This is a genomic window from Desulfohalobium retbaense DSM 5692 (assembly GCF_000024325.1).
Classification (GTDB): domain Bacteria; phylum Desulfobacterota; class Desulfovibrionia; order Desulfovibrionales; family Desulfohalobiaceae; genus Desulfohalobium; species Desulfohalobium retbaense.
Genome location: NC_013223.1, coordinates 976,000 through 994,854 on the forward strand (window position 1 = coordinate 976,000; position 18,855 = coordinate 994,854).

Annotated in this window: 14 protein-coding genes; 6 read left to right on the top strand and 8 right to left on the bottom strand. The window is 57.3% G+C overall.

All coding sequences use genetic code 11. The features are described from left to right. Positions 1-131 precede the first annotated feature (131 nt). The gene (locus DRET_RS04165) at positions 132-1,712 is read left to right on the top strand and encodes a fused response regulator/phosphatase (protein ID WP_015751274.1); all 1,581 of its coding nucleotides are present in this window, start codon (positions 132-134) and stop codon (positions 1,710-1,712) included. A gap of 30 nt (positions 1,713-1,742) precedes the next feature. Here the strand turns inward: DRET_RS04165 and nth are convergent, their stop codons facing one another. After that, complete coding sequence (nth, locus tag DRET_RS04170) at positions 1,743-2,381, bottom strand: endonuclease III (protein WP_015751275.1); 639 nt, start codon at positions 2,379-2,381, stop codon at positions 1,743-1,745. Between the two features lie 126 nt (positions 2,382-2,507). Between nth and DRET_RS04175 the strand changes: the two genes are divergently transcribed. The 3 genes from DRET_RS04175 to DRET_RS04185 all read left to right on the top strand — a co-directional run bounded on the left by DRET_RS04175 (position 2,508) and on the right by DRET_RS04185 (position 4,284). Continuing rightward, positions 2,508-2,777, top strand: coding sequence for a hypothetical protein (locus DRET_RS04175; protein WP_015751276.1), 270 nt, complete (start codon positions 2,508-2,510; stop codon positions 2,775-2,777). An 80-nt stretch (positions 2,778-2,857) separates the two neighbouring features. Further along, a complete protein-coding gene (cutA, locus tag DRET_RS04180; protein WP_015751277.1) occupies positions 2,858-3,208 on the top strand; it encodes a divalent-cation tolerance protein CutA in 351 nt (116 codons plus the stop codon). Next, positions 3,205-4,284 (top strand): phosphotransferase family protein, encoded by a 1,080-nt coding sequence (locus DRET_RS04185; protein WP_015751278.1) that lies wholly within the window; start codon positions 3,205-3,207, stop codon positions 4,282-4,284. Before cutA ends, DRET_RS04185 begins: the two co-directional genes overlap by 4 nt. 40 nt (positions 4,285-4,324) lie before the next feature. On the opposite strand, the gene DRET_RS13625 is transcribed toward DRET_RS04185, so the two are convergent. Next, positions 4,325-4,585: a hypothetical protein gene (locus DRET_RS13625; RefSeq protein ID WP_148214014.1), complete on the bottom strand. Its 261-nt coding sequence runs from the start codon at positions 4,583-4,585 to the stop codon at positions 4,325-4,327. A gap of 221 nt (positions 4,586-4,806) precedes the next feature. Between DRET_RS13625 and DRET_RS04190 the strand changes: the two genes are divergently transcribed. Further along, the gene (locus DRET_RS04190) at positions 4,807-7,101 is read left to right on the top strand and encodes a cysteine synthase (protein WP_015751279.1); all 2,295 of its coding nucleotides are present in this window, start codon (positions 4,807-4,809) and stop codon (positions 7,099-7,101) included. Positions 7,102-7,387: 286 nt separating this feature from the next. Here the strand turns inward: DRET_RS04190 and DRET_RS04195 are convergent, their stop codons facing one another. The 6 genes from DRET_RS04195 to DRET_RS04220 all read right to left on the bottom strand — a co-directional run bounded on the left by DRET_RS04195 (position 7,388) and on the right by DRET_RS04220 (position 16,996). Next, complete coding sequence (locus tag DRET_RS04195) at positions 7,388-8,941, bottom strand: sigma-54-dependent Fis family transcriptional regulator (RefSeq protein WP_015751280.1); 1,554 nt, start codon at positions 8,939-8,941, stop codon at positions 7,388-7,390. Between the two features lie 2 nt (positions 8,942-8,943). After that, positions 8,944-9,534, bottom strand: a complete 591-nt coding sequence (locus tag DRET_RS04200; protein ID WP_015751281.1) for an indolepyruvate oxidoreductase subunit beta — start codon at positions 9,532-9,534, stop codon at positions 8,944-8,946. Continuing rightward, positions 9,527-11,374 carry an indolepyruvate ferredoxin oxidoreductase subunit alpha gene (gene iorA / locus DRET_RS04205; RefSeq protein ID WP_015751282.1) on the bottom strand — a complete coding sequence of 616 codons (1,848 nt, stop codon included), beginning with the start codon at positions 11,372-11,374 and terminating at the stop codon, positions 9,527-9,529. Before iorA ends, DRET_RS04200 begins: the two co-directional genes overlap by 8 nt. Before the next feature lie 279 nt (positions 11,375-11,653). Continuing rightward, a complete protein-coding gene (locus DRET_RS04210; protein WP_015751283.1) occupies positions 11,654-12,328 on the bottom strand; it encodes a tetratricopeptide repeat protein in 675 nt (224 codons plus the stop codon). A 301-nt stretch (positions 12,329-12,629) separates the two neighbouring features. Then, positions 12,630-15,758: an efflux RND transporter permease subunit gene (locus DRET_RS04215; protein ID WP_015751284.1), complete on the bottom strand. Its 3,129-nt coding sequence runs from the start codon at positions 15,756-15,758 to the stop codon at positions 12,630-12,632. Positions 15,759-15,904: 146 nt separating this feature from the next. Next, a complete protein-coding gene (locus tag DRET_RS04220) occupies positions 15,905-16,996 on the bottom strand; it encodes an efflux RND transporter periplasmic adaptor subunit (protein WP_015751285.1) in 1,092 nt (363 codons plus the stop codon). 295 nt (positions 16,997-17,291) lie between these two features. Here DRET_RS04220 and DRET_RS04225 point away from each other — a divergent pair, with 295 nt between their 5' ends. Beyond that, positions 17,292-18,722 (top strand): DegQ family serine endoprotease, encoded by a 1,431-nt coding sequence (locus tag DRET_RS04225; protein ID WP_015751286.1) that lies wholly within the window; start codon positions 17,292-17,294, stop codon positions 18,720-18,722. Positions 18,723-18,855 lie beyond the last annotated feature (133 nt).

Genomic DNA, 18,855 nt, shown 5'->3' on the forward strand with positions numbered 1-18,855 from the left:
GTGTTTTCTGAGCGGGCCGCGAGGTATGGTGGTGAGGATATACGCCCGTATCACAAGGGCGGTGGCCAAAAGCAGGAGAGGACTTTGGTCGGTAGCGAAGTGTCTCGAAGGAGACAAAGAGGAAAGAGCCCATGAAACATATTTTGCTTGTTATCGCAGAGAACGGCCTGGCGACGACTTTGCAAGAGGCGCTGCAGGACCATTTCGGGGGCGAGGTCCATGTGGCAGAGTCATTGCAAACAGCCAGGACCGCCTTGCAGTGGTGTTCGTATTCTCTGGTCTTGACCGATCTCCGACTTCCAGACGCGCCCCATGGTGAGTGCATCGATGCTCTTTTACAGACAGGCGTTCCGATCATCGTGCTGACCTCTGATCTTTCCAGCGAGGGCCGTCAGGAATTGCTGGACAAAGGGATTGTCGACTACATTTTCAAAGACGAACCTCAGGTCATCAGCGACGTCATTCAGGCCATTGAGCGCACTGATAAAAACAGGGAGACCGCCATTCTGGTTGTGGACGCCAACCCGGAATCCCTGGCCAGCATTACCCTTTGTCTGCAGCGGTACTTGTTCGCAGTTCAGGGGGCCACGACCGGGACGCAGGCGTTACAACTTTTCGATGCCCGCACAGACGTCAAGGTAGTGATTGTCGAGGCTGATTTGCCGGATATGGATGGAATGGCCCTGTGCTCCAGATTGCGGAAGCGTAAGGCACGCAACGAGCTTGCGATCATAGGGGTCTCCGCGGCCCAGGAAGGGTCCCTTTCGGCGCGTTTTTTGAAAAAGGGCGCCAATGATTTTTTGACCAAACCTTTTCAGCGTGAAGAACTTTACGCACGATTGCTCCAAAATCTTGATACCTTGGAGGTCATCGCCAAAAAAGAGCAACTTTTGCGGACGATCCAGAAAATGAATCAACGTATGCAGCGAGATCTCGAGGCTGCTGCTGAAGTTCAACAACGTTTATTGCCCTATAGTCTTCCGGAGATACCTGGAATAAAAACTAATTGGTATTTCCAACCTTGTGAGCAATTAGCTGGGGACGCATTAGGGGTATTCAAAATCGATGCGGAGCACCTCGGATTGTATGTGCTCGACGTCAGCGGCCATGGTGTCCCTGCGGCTTTGCTGGCCGTATCTGCAGTACAGACGCTGCAATTGCATGCCACATCTCCAGAAAGTTCATCAGGAAGCTGTAATTCCATACTTCATACTCCACAACAAGTCATGGAGTTGTTGGATAGAGAATTCCCCCTGGAGCGTTTCGATAAATTTTTGACTATTGTTTATGGGGTGCTCAATACAAATAGCGGATGTCTTCAGTACAGTGTGGCCGGACATCCTCCTCCTTTTCTCGTCCATCGGGACGGATATACCGAGGTCTTGGATACCGGGGGATCTTTTGTCGGCCTGGGCGGGGCGATTCCCTTTGAGTCGCGCACTGTATGCCTCCAGCCCGGGGACAAGGTGGTTTTCTATTCCGACGGCGTGACAGAAATGGTTAATGAAAACGGGGAAGAATACGGCTTGCAACGTTTGAAGCAAATGCTGGAAACCCACGGCAGGGACTCCGTAGATGAGTGTATTGAAACAGTACGGCGCTCTCTTGACGAATTCGGACGGCGGCGCGTTCCACGCGATGATATATCGCTGCTTTGTGTTGGCCGGGCGGTCCTGGGGGCCTCTTCAAAGGCAAGCGGTTCTTTGCGGTAGCGCGGTGCCTGGAAAGCGGGCCTCAGAGCTTCAGGATGGCACGCCGTAACGGGGGCAGATGTCGTACAGGGGGCACTGGCTGCACAAGGGGGAACGTGCTTTGCACACCTCCCGGCCGAAAAGAACGAGATAGTGATTGAGCGCTCCCCATTGGTTTTGGGGGAAAAGCGGCATCAAATCCTGTTCGATGTGGTTGGGGTCTTTCGCGTCCGTCAAGCCGAGACGGTTGGCCAACCGTTTGACATGGGTGTCGACAGCAATGCCCTCATTGTGCCCAAAGGCATTGGAGAGAACGATATTGGCGGTTTTCCTCGCGACTCCCGGCAGGGCCAACAATTGGGACATCGTGTCCGGAACCTGCCCCTCGTGCTCCTTGACAATCCTCTGCGCTGTTGCAAGAAGGTTTTTCGATTTATTGCGGAAAAAACCGGTACTGCGAATCGCCTGTTCCACCTCCTCTTGTTCGGCCTGCGCCAGGCTTTCAGGATCTGGCCAGCGGTGGAAAAAGCCCGGGGTGACGGCATTGACTCGCTGGTCAGTGCACTGGGCCGAGAGGACGGTGGCCACCAGCAATTCCCACGGCGATTGCCATTGGAGGGCCGAGGCCGGTCGGGGATACCGTTGCGCGAGACGTTCGAGAACAATTCCGGCACGGTGCATTCGTTGCATTGCGACAACTCCGGTTGATCGTGATGGGACAGCGGGTCATGGCTATAGCCCGCCCCGGGCTGGGAATCAACCATTGCGCAGGCTCCGGTTGTATCTTCATCTTTAAGCGCGAATGAGGCAGGTTGCATGCAGAAACTGGCAATAGGAATCACTTTTCTTGTTTCGTTGGCGGTCTTGGGCGCCTATGGATGGGCCACCGAGCCGGACGGCAAGCAGCTGATCCAGTCACGCTGCACGGTGTGCCACAGCCAAGCGCGGATTGAGCGTGGCCTGCGCAGCAAATCCCCTGAACAATGGCGCCAGACAGTCAACAGGATGATCAGCCACGGAGCGGAACTGAGCACCCCTGAAAAACAGGCCGTTTTAGACTTTTTGGCCAATTCCGATTCGTTTTAGTCACACAGGGCCTGCACTTGCTTCTTGCCGGTGGTGGAGACCTGCTGATTGTGGGACCTGCGGCGTGAGGAGATTTCCCTATGAGCATGGCTTTCGTTTATATCACAACCCGGGACAGGGAAGAGGCGGCTCGCATTGCCCGAGTTTTGCTGCAGGAACGTCTTGTAGCCTGCGTCAACGTCCTCGGGGAAGTGGATTCGTATTTTTCCTGGCAGGGCCAAGTGCAAAATGAAGGTGAAGTCGTTTGTTTTGCCAAGACGCGTGAGACGTTAGTCCCCGAAGTGACTGAAACCGTGCAGAATATCCACAGTTATAGCTGCCCCTGTGTTGTCGCTTTGCCCATAGCGGGCGGCAATCCGGAGTTTTTGGCCTGGATTGAGGATTCCACCCGCAACCCAGGCCCTTCGCAAGAACCAAAGGAATACCTATGATTGATGTGCGTCCTGAAAATTTGGAAAAATACCTCAAAGCCACCCTGGGCCCGGACGTCCAACTCCAGGGCATCGGCGAAATCGGCTCGCTGGACGAGCAGGGCATGAAGGATTTCGGGTACGGCAAACCGCTTTTGGTAACGTATACCCAGGATGGCCAGGAGCAGCAGGCCGTGCTCTCGGCCATGCGCGGAGATCGCTATGGTCACCAATTTTATTGGGACCGTGCGGCTATCCTCATGTTCCAATACGACGCCGGCGGCCGTTTGGAGAAACACGCCCAACCACTTGGGCTGGGATATATCGATGGTCGGGGCCAGCTTGTCCCGGTTCAGGAACCCCAGGAGTTCTTTATCCTTAATGAAAAGGTGCCTGGGGAAGATTATTTTCATGACCTGGAGCGGATTCGCGCTGGCGAGTTTCGCGAGGCGGACGCAGAGATGGCCGCCTCCTTTGCTCGCTGGTTGGCCCGGGTGCATGGGGAAAAACGGGACGATCACGATCTCTATCTGCGCCGCGTCCGGCAACTGATCGGCGATTCTGAATGCATCTGGGGCTTGATTGACACCTATCCCTATCCGTATGCGGAATTTCCGCCGCAACGGTTTCAGGCCCTGGAAAAGAAGTTGATCGAGTGGCGCTGGAAACTCAGGGAGTATTCCCACCGCCTCTCGGCCACCCACGGCGATTTTCATCCCTGGAATGTCCTGGTCCGTCCCGATGGGGATTTTGCCGTCTTGGACCGGAGCCGAGGGGAATGGGGGGAGCCCGCCGACGACGTCTCGACTATGAGCTGCAATTACCTGCTCTACGGCTTGTACCACGGCAAGCGGCTTGAAGGCGATTTTGAACGGCTGTACATGCGGTTTTGGGAAGAGTATCTCGAAGCCAGCGGCGACGAGGAGATCCTGGACGTGATCGGCCCTTTTTATGTCTTCAGAGGTTTGGTCATTGCCAACCCGGAATGGTATCCGAACCATCCGCCCGAGGTCCGGCGGGGGTTACTCCGGTTCTTGGAGAATGTGCTCGAGACCGACCGCTTTGACTATCGTAACATCAATAAATACATGGCCTAGCTCCGGGAGCCAACCGGGAAGCCGTCTTTCTGCTTCCCGCCTACATCGATACCTGATTGAAGGGCCGCAATCGTTTTCTGGATTGCGGCCCTTCAACGTTTTCGGAAGTCAGCGTCTTTCGTGCGCGGCTGTAGAGGTGGTCCAGGTGCTCGTCTGGACTGAAAGCGGTGGCATTTCTCCAGGCATCGCCCAATCGGTTGTACGATATGGTCAGCAGTACGGTGAAGGTGAAAATGGGTGGGGCCCGGAGGCGTTGCACTGGAGCGGAGAGCCGGGTCGTGGATTGGGAAATTTGTGCCACAGCCGGTTCGTCGAAAGGCGGATCCCTGTGGGCCCTGCGGCCTGAAAGGGGCCTTGAGCCAATTGGCAGCTTGCAGCCAAACCCCTTTTGGCCTACTTTCAGTCCTCCTGGACGTGGGTAACGCCCGGGAAACAGGTGATTTTTTGTGACACACCTGTTAAAAAAGCCTTGTCTGGAAGTTGTGCGTTTTCGACCTGTTGCAGCTTAAAGGAAGACCAGTTTTGTCGCCAACACCACCCAATGTCCTTTCCTTGATCGGCAAGACCCCTCTGGTTCCTGTCCATCGCCTGAATCCCTATCCCAGTGTCTGTATTGAGGCCAAGCTGGAAAAGCTCAATCCTGGCGGTTCGGTCAAAGACCGCGTGGCGCTGGCCATGGTCGAGGCAGCGGAACGCAGTGGGCAATTGACGCCAGGCAAGACCCTTATTGAAGCGACCTCCGGCAATACCGGAATAGGGTTGGCCATGGTCTGTGCGGTCAAAGGGTACACCCTGCGGCTGTTGATGCCCGAATCGGCTTCAGAAGAGCGTCGTCGTATCCTGCGGGCCTATGGAGCGCAAATCCAATTGACGCCCGGTCACCTCGGTACCGATGGCGCGATTGAAGAGGCCTATCGCATGGCCCGGGAAGAGCCCGAGTTCTATGTCCTGATGGACCAGTTCAACAATCCAGCGTCGATTGCCGCCCATTATGAGACCACGGCCCCGGAAATCTGGGAGCAGACCGCAGGGGAGGTAACCCATGTGGTCGTGGCTTTGGGAACCAGCGGGACAGCCATGGGGCTCAGCCAGCGGCTCAAGGAATACAACCCGGCCGTGGAGGTTGTTGGTGTGGAACCCTATGCGGGGCACAAGATCCAGGGCCTGAAGAATATGCAGGAGTCCTATCCGCCCGGAATTTATGAGCGGAACCAACTGGATCGTATTGTGCGGGTCGATGACGAACAGGCTTTTGGTTTGTGCCGGGCATTGGCTCAAAAAGAAGGCATTTTTGCCGGCCTGAGTTCCGGTGCGGCCTTGGCAGGCGCACTGACCCTGGCCGCTGAGATCCCCTCAGGGCGAATTGTTATCATCTTTCCGGATGGTGGAGAGCGGTACCTGAGCACTCCCGTCTTTGATCCTCCGGCCAAGCAGGGCATGCGCCTTTTGGACCTGCAAAGCGGTGAGAAGCGGCATATATTTGTCCAGAAAAACGCCCTGGGAGTCTTCACGCCCGGGCCCGGCCCCGAGGAATTGGAGCAGCCGGAGCTCTGGCGCCGTCTGGTCTGGGCGGACATCCTGGTTCGCTATCTCCGGCACAAGGATTTCGAGGTGCACGGGGTGGTCGGCCTTGCAGACTGGGATGAACACCTTTCCCATCTGGCTGAACAGCAAGGCTGCAATTTGCAGGAAATGCGAGGGGCCATGCTCGATCGGGCCGAGGCTTTGCTGCGCCGGCTCGGGTTGGAAACTGGCTGGCATTGTCAGGCGGCAAGCCAGTGCCGCGAGACCCAATTGGCGCTGTGCCGTGAACTGGTCCGTAAGGGGCTGGGGTATGAAAAATTGCGCTCGGTCTATTATGACGTCGGCCGTGACACCGATTACGGGGTCTTACGACGTACCGATCTGGCGAAGCTCTCCCTGGGAAAAACTGTGGATCTCGACCGCTATGCCAAAGATAATCCCCGGGATTTTACATTGTTGAAACGGACCAACCTCGCCGATCTCAAGCGGGGGGATTTCTGGAAGACAGAATGGGGCAATGTCCGGCCGAGCTGGTATCTGCAAATGGCCGCCGCGGCCTTGGCAGAGGGTATCGCCATGGATGTGGTCTTGGCCGGGCGAGCCCACCATTTTCCGCATATGGAAAACCTCCGGGCTCTCTGGGCGGTTCGCAATGCCCTGCCTCAGGTCTGGCTCATGACCCAGGCGGTGGAAGGAGAGGCCATCGTCCCTGATATCGAAACGGCCAGCGAACGGCTCGGCGGCATGCATGCTTTGCGTTTGTGGTTGCTCTCTGGCGGGTATCGCAAACCCCTGCACTCCTCTGAGGACAACGCGACCATGTGGCGCCGCAATTGGGAGAGGCTACAGGAAAGCGTGGCTACGCTGCATGTCGCCCGCGGCGAGGGTGGACAGGTGGATCCGGGCTTTGAGCAGACGCTCTACGATGTCAAGACAATGTTCTGGGACCAATTGGAAGACGACTTGGATCTCCAGCATTTTTGGCCTGTACTCTGGAGTTTATGCCGAACGATCCTCAAAAAGGCCTCCCAGGGCCGACTGGCTCCGGTCGAGGCCGCTCGAGGCTGGAAACTTGTGACGGATCTGGACACGATTCTCGGCGTGGTCGATTGGCATACACTGCCCTTACGTCAGGATCAGTGGCCTGAGGGGGTTCGGGATCGGATCGCATTGCGCGAACAGGCCCGGCGCGATCGGGATTTTGCCCGGGCCGATCTCCTGCGTCAGGAAATCGTCGCCAAAGGGTACCGGCTTGAAGACACCCCCCAAGGGCCGCGAGTATTTCCGGCTTGAAGCAGGGGCTTTGCAGGCCGTTGATACTCTCTCGATGGGAGCAAAGCTGCCACCTGTTCATACTCTTGGGGTCGAATACCTGCGCTGCGATCTTGAATTTTTGTTGGCTTGCCCTTGAGATTTCTCAACAGGCAGTTAGCCCAGGGATCACGAATGCTCGTCGGGCGATGGGTGTGCAAGCGGTGTCCCCATGGTTCAAAAGAGCAAAGGCCCTGTCTGGAATTGTTCAGGCAGGGCCTTTGCTCTTTGGCGTCTGCGGCGTATCACCGGGCCTGTGAGGTGGAGATTATTTTTTTCCTGAGATCCGTTTGACGTCGATCCCGTATTTTTTGACCTTGTAATTGATGATCCGGTAGCTGGCGCGCAGATTGCGGGCCGCCTGGAGCATATTTCCTTTGGTTTTTTTCAGCGCCTCGACCAGGAGTTCCTGTTCGAAACGGGCCACAGCCTCGCCGAAGGAGAGATCGGTGTCCGTGGCCGAACTCTCAGCGGTCTGCAATGACGGCGGCAGATGGTAGGTCCGGATAACATCTTCGTTGCATAACAAAACAGCGCGTTCAATGCAGTTGCGCAATTCCCTGACGTTTCCCGGCCAATGGTATTGGACGAGGAGATCGATAGCCGGTGAGGAGACCCGCTTGATACTTTTTTGGTACTCCCGGGCGAAATAGGACAGGAAATGTTCGGTCAAAGGGATGATATCGTCGCGGCGCTCGCGCAGGGAGGGGATGAAAACCGGAAAAACATTGATCCGGTAATACAGATCCTCGCGAAAGCTGCCATCTTCAAGGAGCATTTCCAGAGGACGGTGGGTGGCGCAAACGAGGCGGACATCGACCTTGATGGGGCGTTCGCTGCCCAGGCGCTGGATTTCGCCCTCCTGGATGGCCCGCAGGAGTTTGGCCTGGGCCTCGGCACTGAGCTCGCCGATCTCATCCAGAAAAAGCGTCCCTTCATGGGCCATTTCAAAGCGGCCTTTTTTGGCGCTGACCGCCCCGGTAAAGGCCCCTTTTTCGTGACCGAACAATTCGCTTTCCAACAGGTCTGCAGGAAGCGCAGCGCAGTTGAGCTTGATGCAGGGCTTGTCACGGCGGGGGCTGGCGCGGTGGATGGCCTCAGCCAGGAGTTCTTTCCCGGTCCCGGATTCGCCGCGCAGTAAGACCGTGGCCCGGCTCGGTGCGACCTGATAGATCTGTTGCAGGACCATGCCCATGGTCTTGGAGAAGGCGATGATCTCTTCGGTGTCGACCTGGAGCAAATCGCCGTCCTGGTGCAAAAGTCCGAGGCGTTGCCATTGTTCGCGCCGGGCGAGTTCGTCCTGGAGATGGGCGGCCTGCCGGGCGATAATCCCGGCCAAGGTTTCCAGAAACCGGCAGTGCTCTTCGAGCTTTTCCTTGGGAGCGGTGGCCAGGTCAGCGCTCAAGACACCGATGGTCTCCTGGCTTTTGCCCTCTTCGGCAGAGCTTGGCAACAAAATGGGCACACAGATAAAGGCGCACGCGGCCAGTTCGTCCGGAGGACGGCCAAAGGCGCGGTTCAGGAATTCGGGGTTGTCCGCCATGCGCGGAATAATAGACGGTGACCCCGAGGCCAGTACCTGGCCGGAAATACCCTGGCCCGGAGCGTAGCGCACGTCCGCAGCTGCGTCGTCTCCGTAGTTGAGATGGAATTGCAGGGTTGCGGTCTGGGGGTCGAAGATGGCCAGAGAGAGCCGTTCGTACCCGTGGTTGGCGGCAATGATATCCAAAAGCCGTTGCAAACCGGTTTGCAACGGGCTTTGGGGATCGAGTTCGCTCAAAACCTGCTTGAGGGTATTGAGAAACGGCATGCACTCGGTCATGGTCAGGCCGCCCCTGCTTGGCGCCCGAGGTGCGCGGCAGCGATGTTGATGTCCACAATGGCAGGTTTGAGGTAGGACCGGATACTCCGTTCCAGGGCGTCGAAACCAAAGGGGAGCACCCCGGCCCCAAAAAGGGCGCCAAGAAGGACCATGTTCGCCGTCAAAACACTGCCAGCCTGTCGTGCCAGCGCAAAACAGGGCAAAAAGGTTACCGTGTCTGCACAAGCGCGGATTTTGGTCTCCATATCCGCGGTTTCCGGATACTGTTCCCGGCCCAGCGCCACTCCGGGCGGCGGAAGGATGTCTTGATTGGAGAAAATGGTGCCTGTCTCGTGGAGATACGGCAAGGCCCGTAAGGTCTCGAGGGGTTCGAAACCGAGCAAAATGTCGGCTTCGCCGTGATCGATACGCGGACTGGCATAGCCTCCGATAAGCACGGTGGATTCAACTACGCCCCCGCGCTGAGCCATGCCGTGGATCTCTCCCGAAGTGACAGGGGCGCCCTCGTCCAGGGCGGTGCGGGCCAAAAGGGTCGTGGCCGTCAAGGTTCCCTGCCCGCCGACTCCAGCCAGAAATATACGTGCCTTATCCATTATCGCTCCTTTTCCGAGCTTTGATATCAGGGCAAATCTGAACGCAGAGCATGCACCCCGTGCACTGGTCTTCGCTGATGGTCACCTGTCCTTCGGAGATGGTGAAGGCGGGACAGGCCACTTGTTCGGCGCACTGGAGCACTTCCTGACCCTGTTGGGCTACATACGCCACTTGCGGGGCCTTTTTCTTCAGCACTCGTTTGGCAAAAAGCGCACATGGATCCTTGGCGATGAGCACTCGGACACCCGACATGGCCTTGAGTTCCTGCAATGCCTCAAGAGTGGCCTTGTGGTTGAACGGTTTGACAGTCTTGATCTGACTGACACCGCAACCACGGACGATCTGCTCAATGTCCACTTTGTTTGCATTTTCGCCAAGAGCGGTCTGGTCAACCCCTGGGTGGGGCTGGTGGCCGGTCATGGCTGTGGTACGGTTGTCGAGGACCACAACCAGGATGTCGTGGTCGTTATAGACCGCATTGACCAATCCGGTAATGCCGGAGTGGAAGAACGTGGAGTCGCCGATGAAAGCGACAACGTCCCGCCCCGTGGCCGCGGCCATGCCGGACCCTCCGGAAACCGAAGATCCCATGCAGAACAAAAAGTCCGCAGCCTTGAGCGGGGGCAGGATGCCCAGGGTGTAGCAGCCGATATCTGAGGAATAAATAGCCTCGTCACCGAAAACCTGGCGCACGGCGTAATAGGTTGCCCGGTGGGAACACCCGGCGCACAGGTTGGGCGGTCGATTGGGAAGTCCTTCCTGGCCTTGGCAGGCCGGTGCAGAGGGCGGGGTGCCTGCCACTGCCTGGGCCAGGGCGTGAGCGACTGTCCTGGTGGAAAATTCCCCGCAACGCGGCAGGAACTCGCTTTTCCCGATGATTTCCAGATCCAGCTGATGGCGTTGGGCCATTTCCCGAATGGCGCTTTCCACAAAAGGTTCCAGTTCCTCGACGACAACTACCTTGTCACGTCCCTGAATGAATTCCAGGAGCTGGTGCTGGGGCAGAGGATAGCTGACCTTGAGTTCCAGCAGGCTGAACTGGTCGGCCTGAGGCATGTCCAGCAAGGCGTCCTGGACATAGGCACGGCAGATGCTGCTGGCGATGATGCCCACAGGGCCTTGCCCGGAAACCGTATTCCACTCTTGATTCTGGATTTCCTCTTCGATGGAGGCGAGTTGGTGCAATAGCTTCGGGTGCCTGTCCCGAGCCACAGCTGGAATGGGCACAAAGCGCATGGGATTTTTTTCAAATTGGCCGGTCCGTTTGGCGGGCGGCAACGCGTCGAAGCGCACAGGGCCCCGGAGGTGGTTCACCCGGGTGGTCGTTCGAAGCATAACAGGCTGCTGCCATTTGGCCGAGAGCAGGAGGGCGTCACGGGTCATGTCTTTGGCTTCCTGAGCCGTTGACGGTTCAAAGCACGGCATCCCGGCCAGCCGGGCGTAGGCCCGATTATCCTGCTCATTCTGGCTGGAGTGGCAGCCCGGGTCGTCGGCGCTCAACAGGACCAGACCTCCCGGTGTGCCGATATAGGCCAGGGTCATCAAGGGATCGGCGGCCACATTGACCCCGACATGTTTCATGGTCACCAGAGTGGGGACGCCTCCCAGGGCAGCCCCTCCGCCGACTTCCAAGGCCACTTTTTCGTTGACTGAATATTCAAAGTGGAAGTTCCCCTCTGGAGAGACCCTGAACAAAGTGTCCGGGACTTCAGAGGATGGGGTGCCGGGATAACAGGTCACACAACCAACACCGGCCTCGAGGGCGCCGCGGGCTATGGCCTCGTTACCCAGCAAGAGGTGCGTTGTTCCCGGGGCATCGGCAAGCAAAGGATGTGGCATTGTTCTGTCCATTCGTGCTTGGAGTTGTGAGAAGTGAGGACCAACCAGCGGCAGTTGCTCATGCCGCTTCGAATTGCTGGTCTCCCCCACCCAGAACCAGAGGGAAGGAGGAGCCAGTGTTGCACTCATCGGGCTACTCAACAAGATCCCACGGGCAGTGTTGTGAGAAACCGTTCACACCTGAATCCAGAAGCGCATGCGCTGTGAACGTGAACGTTTTTACGTCTTGCCCTTGGGATTTTTGAACCCCTGCGTGATAAAGATTGTTTCAACAGTCAGTTAGGAGGCACTTTCCTGGTGCTGGCGTATCTGCGAGATCTTATATTCAAGAAAATCCTGACGCCCGGGCTCCTGCGATGTGCGCAATTCCTGATAGGCCGAGAGGGCTGTGTCCCAGTTCTGCGCGGCTTCGGCAGTCGCAGCGAGTTCTGTCAGAAAAAACTGACGGTAGGGCTCAGCAATGGTCTCCCGCAGGCTTTGGAGAATATCGAGCGCTTGCTCGGTATTGCCGCTGAGTCGCAACGCCTTGGCCTGTCCGAATTGGGCTACGGTATGCAGCGCGGCGTCGGCAGGAGTGGTTTGGACCAATGCCTCCCAGGCCGTGCTGGCCTGTTCATATTTTTCGGCTTCCATGGCCAGGCGGGCCATTTCGAGCCGCACCCCCTGCTGCATGGAAGAAGGCGCTTTTGAGGCGAAGGTGTCCAGGGCCTGAGCAGCCTGGGCCGGATCCTGCATGCTCAGGATTTGTCCCAGTTCGTTCTGGGCCGAGGCGATCTGGCGTTGCTGGTAGAGCGTGAACCCGGAATAGCCGGCAGCGATCAGGACCACCGCACCGATGACGATGCCTATCGTCTTCAAATTGTCGGTGATTTTGCGCAACAGGGGATGGATGTCTTCGCTGACTTCCTGCTCCAGATGGTCACTGAAACTCTCATGGGGCTGGCTGGGTTGCATACGGTTCTGGTCCTTCGGTTTGCGGATACTGCGATAGTGGCTCTCAGTCCGGGGCCGGGCCGGAGCAAAAGAGACTCCTCTAGGAAAAAACGGAACACTTATAAAGGCAACGGGCCCAAAGGTCAAAAGGTTCCCGCGTCGTCATCCTTGCCGCCGGACATGGCCTTCCTGGAAACAAAAGCCAAGATGTCCGGCAGTTCGATAGTCGAGGGACGTCATAACCCGATATTTTTGTTGTTGTTCCGCAAGATTGTCGACTGGGGGGGGGACGCTCTTTGCCTCTGTGCCCGGCCGGGCGGATTCAGGGCGATTCGTATTTTTCTTCTGTGATTGTCGGGATTTTTTCCATGCGGATAAAAAACAGCAACAGAGAAGGCGTGACAAAGACTGTGAGAATCGTCGACAACGCCAATCCACCAAGCACGACACTGCCCAGGCCGCGATAAAGTTCGGAGCCGGGCCCCGGGGCGATCACCAGCGGGAGCATTCCAAAAATGGACGTACAGGCGCTCATGTAAATCGGTCTGATTCTGGTCCTGACCGATTCTCGGACCGCCTTGAGGTGCCCCATGCCACTGAGACGAATATTGTTCAGGGACTGGTGGACGATCAGAATAGCGTTATTGACCACAATCCCGATCAGGATGATGAAACCGAGCATGGTCAGTACATCCAAAGGTTGGGGCACCAGGAACCAATCGACCAGTTTGAGCCCCAAAAACCCCCCAGCGGCAGCCAAGGGGACGGTGAACATGATCACCAAGGGGTAGAGAAAGTTTCCAAACAGGGCGGACATGAGCAGATAGGTGATAATGATCGCCAGAATAAAATTTCCTTTGAGCACGTCCCAGGTCTGTTCCAGTTTGTCTGCCGCACCGCTCATGTCAACTGAAATGCCGTCCAGTAGCCCCGCTTGCCTGAGTTGGGGGACAGCCTTTGAGGATATGGTCTCCATGCCAGCTTGCAAGGCGAGGGTTTCCGGGGGGGTGACTTCAAGGGTCACGGTTCGTTGGCGTTCGAGATGGCGGATTTCGCTGATGCCGTAGCTCCGTTCCAGCCGACTGAGCGAAGAGATCGGAACAACGGCTCCCGTTGGCGTGACGATCTGGGACTGGAACAGGTCTTCGGGGGTATTGATGCCCGGCTTGCCCTTGAGCACCAGATCGATTTTCTTTTCCCCTTCCTGTTTGAAATCATCAATATCCCGTCCGTCCATGAAGACATCCAGGGTGGTCCCGAGTTCGCCCACGGTCAGGCCCAGCGCCTTGAGGCGCTGTTGTTTGGGGATATATCGGATCTCGGGATACAAGGTTTCCAGAGAGGGTTGGGGACGGATCTGGGAACCGGGCAGGGTTTTGGAAATCGAACCATACAGGGCCCCTGCAGCCTGGATGACCTGGTCCAGATTTTTGCCCCGGACATCGACGTTGATACTGCGTCCCCCGCCGAGTTCCTGTTCGAAAATACCGGCCTGGAGGCTGACACCGAAGATGCCTGGAAAACTGTTGACCACCCGTCGCAGGGTCGGGATGAGTTCTCTGCCCTTTTGGTCGTGGGTGGCGGTCGCACCAAAAAGCATCAAGGTGTCGGCTCCGATATAAAACAGATCCTCGATACCGGTTTCTCCCCCATCCTGTTGGCCCATGCGGGGGGCGACCATATCCGCGATCTGCTGGCCGATGTCCTCACGCTCGGCGTAGGACAGGCCGGGCGGAGGGATCATGATGTTCAAGATCAGGTTGCGGTTGCCCTGGGGGAGATATTCGAGTTTGGGAAACAGGGCGACAGCCAGGAAAATCGCCAGGGCGGTCAATCCAGTGAGTGTAATCAGTCGAGAGGCCCAATTGGCCGTGGCTAATCGAACCAGGCCCATCATGGCGCGTACAAAATAGGATCCGAAGGTGCCGAGTAGCCCCTGTTTTTTGGTATCGTGGCGGCGGCGGGACCAGGTGAAGAAATGTTTTGCGAGCATGGGAATGACCAGCACCGAAACGAAAAGACTCAATGCGATGGCGCAGGTCACGGCGATAGCGATGTCTTTGAACAATTGCCCGGCTTCCTGTTCAATGAATACCACCGGCAGGAAGACGGCGACAGTGGTCAGGGTCGATGCCAGCACCGCCCCCCAGACCTCTCTGGCCCCATGGTAGGCGGACTCGAAAGGGGATTTTCCCATCGATCGGTGGCGGTCGATATTTTCCAGGACCACGATGGCGCTGTCGACAAGCATGCCGACAGCAAAAGCAATTCCGGCCAGGCTGATAACATTGAGGTTGCGGCCAAAGCCATTCATGAAGACAAAGGTACCGATAATGCTTATGGGAATCGCCGCGGCCACAATGATCGTCGAGGACACTGAACGCAGGAAAATGAGCAGGGTCAATACCGCCAGCAGCCCCCCAAGCAGGATATTGCGCTTGACGAGGTCAATAGCCCCGTTGATGTAGGGACGCTGATCGTACACCCAGTCCAAAAATACGTCCTGGTCGGCGAGCAGTCCCTGATTGAGGTCGTTGACCACGGCCTCGGCGCGGTTGGTCATATCCAGGACGTTGACCCCGGGCTCAGGTTTGATGCCGCAGACGATGCCGTTTTGGCCGTTGTGCATCATGGCCGCATCGTTGTCCGCATACCCGAAATGGACCTCGGCGACATCCCCGACGCGGACAACGTTGTCGCCTCGGGCGTGGATAACTGTCTGAGTGATATCCGCAGGCGTCTTGAATTCCCCGATGGTGCGCAGGCGGTAGTCGCGGCGGCCGATACCAGTCGTCCCTGCGGAGACATTTGTGTTATCCCCTTGCAAAACAGCGATGACTTCCTGGACCCGGAGCGCATGGGCGGCGAGTTTTTCCGGGTCCAGGGTGACCTGCATTTCCTTTTCCGTGCCCCCGAAGACCAGCAAGTCAGCGACCCCGGGTACACGTTCAAGGTATTGACGAACCTCGTTTTCGAAAAATGTCCGGTATTCCTGGATGGGCCGGGGGGAGGTCTCTTTCGTCTTCAGAAGCATCCAGACCACAGGAGAGGTGGAGGCCCCTGAGGCATTGATAATCGGTTTTTCGACGCCATCAGGATACGACGGGACCTCGTCAAGTTTGTTGGAGACGCGTAGCAAAGCGGTGTCGACATCCGTGCCCACCTTAAAGCGCAGTGTGATCTGGGAGCGGTTGTTTTGGCAGGAACTTTCCATTTCCACCAGGTTGGAGACCCCTTTCAGGGCATCCTCCTGCTCTTCGACAATCTCCCGTTCCACTTCGTATGGTGTCGCGCCGGGCCAGACGGTGGTGACCGTAATCTCCGGTTCGGTGACCGTGGGACTGAGCTGATAGGGCATTTGCCGCAGACCCAGGATGCCGAAAAGGAGAATCAGAATAACCGCGACAAGCACGGTGACCGGTTTGGTAATAGCGAATTTGACGATATTCATGGCGTTATCTCTGGTTGGTCCTCTGCTGGGGGGGAAGGGGACACGGTTCTGCGCACTATCCGCCCTGAGAGAGGTGTGTCGTTCCTAGCGCCAGCAAAAATAATGCGTGGGGCGATACCGGGCACCGAGGGCGTTTGCCGCGGGCGTTATTTTTCGGTGGCGGGAGTCTGCCGGGAAGAGGGACGGACACTTTGCCCTGGTTGCAAACGTTCGTTGCCTTTGATCACCACCTCGGCACCGGTCTGGAGTTTGTCCGACTGCACGCCAATTGCGTCGTCGCGGTACCCGATGATGGCCACTTCAATGGGAAACACCTTCTGCTCGCGCACAATATAGAGGACTGAACGCCCCTCTTTTTCCAGGACGGCTTCCCGCGGCACCAGAAATCCCTTGGCCTCATGGCCGGTGGGGAAAGCGGCCCGGGCCTCTATTCCTGCCGCCAGACGCGCGTCGGAAGTGAAACGGAGTTTGACCGGGACCGTGCGGCTGACAGCATCGCCCTGGCGGATAACGGCCTGTATACGGGCTTGATAAGTGGTTTCAGCGGTGGTCAGGGAAAGAGCCTGGCCGGTGTGGATGAAGGGCAGCACCTGCTGGTCAACAGGAAACACGGCATCCATTTTGTTTTGACCAGCAAGGGTTGCCACTGGTTGTCCAGGCGCAAACCATTCGCCTTGACTGAGATGTTTTTCCAGGATGATGCCCGTGAAAGGGGCAGTGATCCGTTTTTTCTGGAGTTCATCGTGCAGCCGGGCCAGTTTGGCCTTGTGCCCCGCGACCTGTTGCTCCAGGGCGCGAGTCGTCAGGCGGGCATCGTCGTATTCCTGTTCGGATACTGTCTCGCGCTTGTAGAGGTTGTGAATGCGCTGCAGTCGCAGTTTGGACTGTTCCAATTGCACTTCACTCTGGGCGAGGGCGGCGCGTTGTTCCCGGATAGAGCCTTCAAGGAGGGTCGACTCCAATTGGACCAGGGTGTCTCCTGACTGGACGGCGTCGCCAGCTTCAAAATGGACGCTGGCCACCAGTCCGCTGATCTCTCCGGAAACATCAGCCAACTGCGCGTAGTCCAGGCTGCCTATGTATTCGGTTGTCGGGGCGATCAAGCCTTCGCTCGCCGGGGCGGTGACCACGGGCGCGGGGGGACGGTCTTGCTGGGCAGTTGCCGGAGCGGGGCTTCCGGACACGGCGATGCCGACAAGGAATAGCGCCCACAGGGCGTGCAGAAATATGCGGCGCATAGGTTGTTCTCCATTGGCTGGTGATGCGGTCCTCTGTTCGCAGGGCGAAAGGAGGGATTCAAAGCGTTTTCAGAGCGCGCAAAGTAGTTGGAGCGTCTCCATTTGACAAGTCTTTGTTCCTTTTCCGTCTGGAGTTGTGGACCTGAAAGCTGAATGGCCACAGGGCACGGATTCAGGTTTTCTGGTTTAGCTCTTGTCAAGGCCGCATGGGGTGATTAATCTGACAAGAATAGGCATTTTGTCTTGGAAGGAGCGAACCGGAACCCGCGGGTTCCCTGAATAAGGAGACACGTTCATGCGCAAAATTGCTTCGACAATCGTGTGCGGGCTGGCCCTGCTGGTGTTAAGCGGCAGTACGGCCCTGGCTCAACTCCCGGAATTCACCGAATTGGCCAAGTCGGCCGGCAAGGCTGTGGTCAATATCAGTACGGTCAAAACAGTCGACCAATCCCAGGGGGTCGAGGAGTTTTTTAATCGTTTCCACCGTCGTGGTGGCCCTTTTGAGGATTTTTTCGATCAATTTGAACGCTTCTTTGGGCCCCAGCAGATGCCCAAACGCCAGCAGCGGTCGCTGGGCTCGGGGTTTATCATGTCCCGGGACGGCTATATCGTGACCAACAACCATGTTGTTGAGCAGGCGGACAAAATCACCGTCAATCTTCAGGGAGGGGAGACCTCCTACCAGGCCGATATTGTTGGTCGGGATCCTGAAACCGATCTGGCGCTTTTAAAGATCGAGGTCGATCGCGAGTTGCCAGTTCTCGAATTCGGAGATTCCGGAGAGATGGAAATCGGTGACTGGGTTATGGCCATCGGCAATCCTTTTGGCCTCGACCACAGCGTGACCGCAGGCATCATCAGCGCCAAAGGACGAGTCATCGGTGCCGGTCCGTATGATGATTTCTTGCAGACTGATGCTTCGATCAACCCCGGCAATAGCGGCGGCCCGCTCCTGAACACCGACGGTAAGGTCATCGGCATCAATACCGCGATCATTGCCAGCGGCCAGGGCATCGGCTTTGCCATACCGTCTGATATGGCCAAACAGGTTATTGCGCAACTCAAGAAATACCAGAAGGTCAAGCGTGGTTGGTTGGGTGTGACCATCCAGGACGTGGACGAAAACATGGCCAAAGCTCTTGGTCTTGACGCGCCCAAAGGCGCCCTGATTGCTGGCGTCCGGGCCGGTGATCCGGCCGATGAGGCAGGTCTTAAGGCAGGTGACGTGGTCGTCTCCCTCAATGGCGAGCCGGTGGAGGATGCCGACGGATTGACTCGTCGTATCGGGCGCATGGAGCCAGATACAAAAGCGAATATGACGATCTGGCGCCAGGGAAAGGTCAAGAAAATCGCCGTCGTGCTTGGCGAGCGGGACACCGCCCAGGAAGAAGCTCGAGCCGAGCAACCCGATTCTGAGCAAACCAGCGGCAGACTCGGCATCGTCGTCCGGCCGGTTCGCGATGAAGAGGCCCGAGCCCTGGGCATGGATGAAGCCAGGGGGCTTTTGATCCAGGATGTCGAACAGGCTTCCCTCGCCGCAGAGGCTGGGTTGCGCCCCGGAGACGTCATCCTGGCTGCTAATGGGCAAGAGGTAGAAACCGTTCGGGGATTGTCGCAGATCCTGAATGAAGACGCCGCTGAGAAAGGGGCTGTTCTTTTCCTCGTCAATCGCAAGGGACAGAACCTTTTTGTAAGCATTCCCCTGACTGACGGGGATGGCCAATAACGCACGGGATCAGATACCGTAAAAGCGGGGGCAAGGAAAAATTGCCCCCGCTTTTTTTGGCGGGCCGATTGTGTGAACAAGAGGTGATAAGGTGCTTGGAGGCAAAGGCGGAACCGGGAGCGATTCCCGATCG

Bases quoted from the DNA above. Each gene is read 5' to 3' on its own strand.
- DRET_RS04165 (WP_015751274.1), top strand. From the start codon at position 132: ATGAAACATATTTTGCTTGTTATCGCAGAGAACGGCCTGGCGACGACT.
- nth (WP_015751275.1), bottom strand. From the start codon at position 2,381: ATGCAACGAATGCACCGTGCCGGAATTGTTCTCGAACGTCTCGCGCAA.
- DRET_RS04175 (WP_015751276.1), top strand. From the start codon at position 2,508: ATGCAGAAACTGGCAATAGGAATCACTTTTCTTGTTTCGTTGGCGGTC.
- cutA (WP_015751277.1), top strand. From the start codon at position 2,858: ATGAGCATGGCTTTCGTTTATATCACAACCCGGGACAGGGAAGAGGCG.
- DRET_RS04185 (WP_015751278.1), top strand. From the start codon at position 3,205: ATGATTGATGTGCGTCCTGAAAATTTGGAAAAATACCTCAAAGCCACC.
- DRET_RS04195 (WP_015751280.1), bottom strand. From the start codon at position 8,941: ATGACCGAGTGCATGCCGTTTCTCAATACCCTCAAGCAGGTTTTGAGC.
- DRET_RS04200 (WP_015751281.1), bottom strand. From the start codon at position 9,534: ATGGATAAGGCACGTATATTTCTGGCTGGAGTCGGCGGGCAGGGAACC.
- iorA (WP_015751282.1), bottom strand. From the start codon at position 11,374: ATGCCACATCCTTTGCTTGCCGATGCCCCGGGAACAACGCACCTCTTG.
- DRET_RS04210 (WP_015751283.1), bottom strand. From the start codon at position 12,328: ATGCAACCCAGCCAGCCCCATGAGAGTTTCAGTGACCATCTGGAGCAG.
- DRET_RS04215 (WP_015751284.1), bottom strand. From the start codon at position 15,758: ATGAATATCGTCAAATTCGCTATTACCAAACCGGTCACCGTGCTTGTC.
- DRET_RS04220 (WP_015751285.1), bottom strand. From the start codon at position 16,996: ATGCGCCGCATATTTCTGCACGCCCTGTGGGCGCTATTCCTTGTCGGC.
- DRET_RS04225 (WP_015751286.1), top strand. From the start codon at position 17,292: ATGCGCAAAATTGCTTCGACAATCGTGTGCGGGCTGGCCCTGCTGGTG.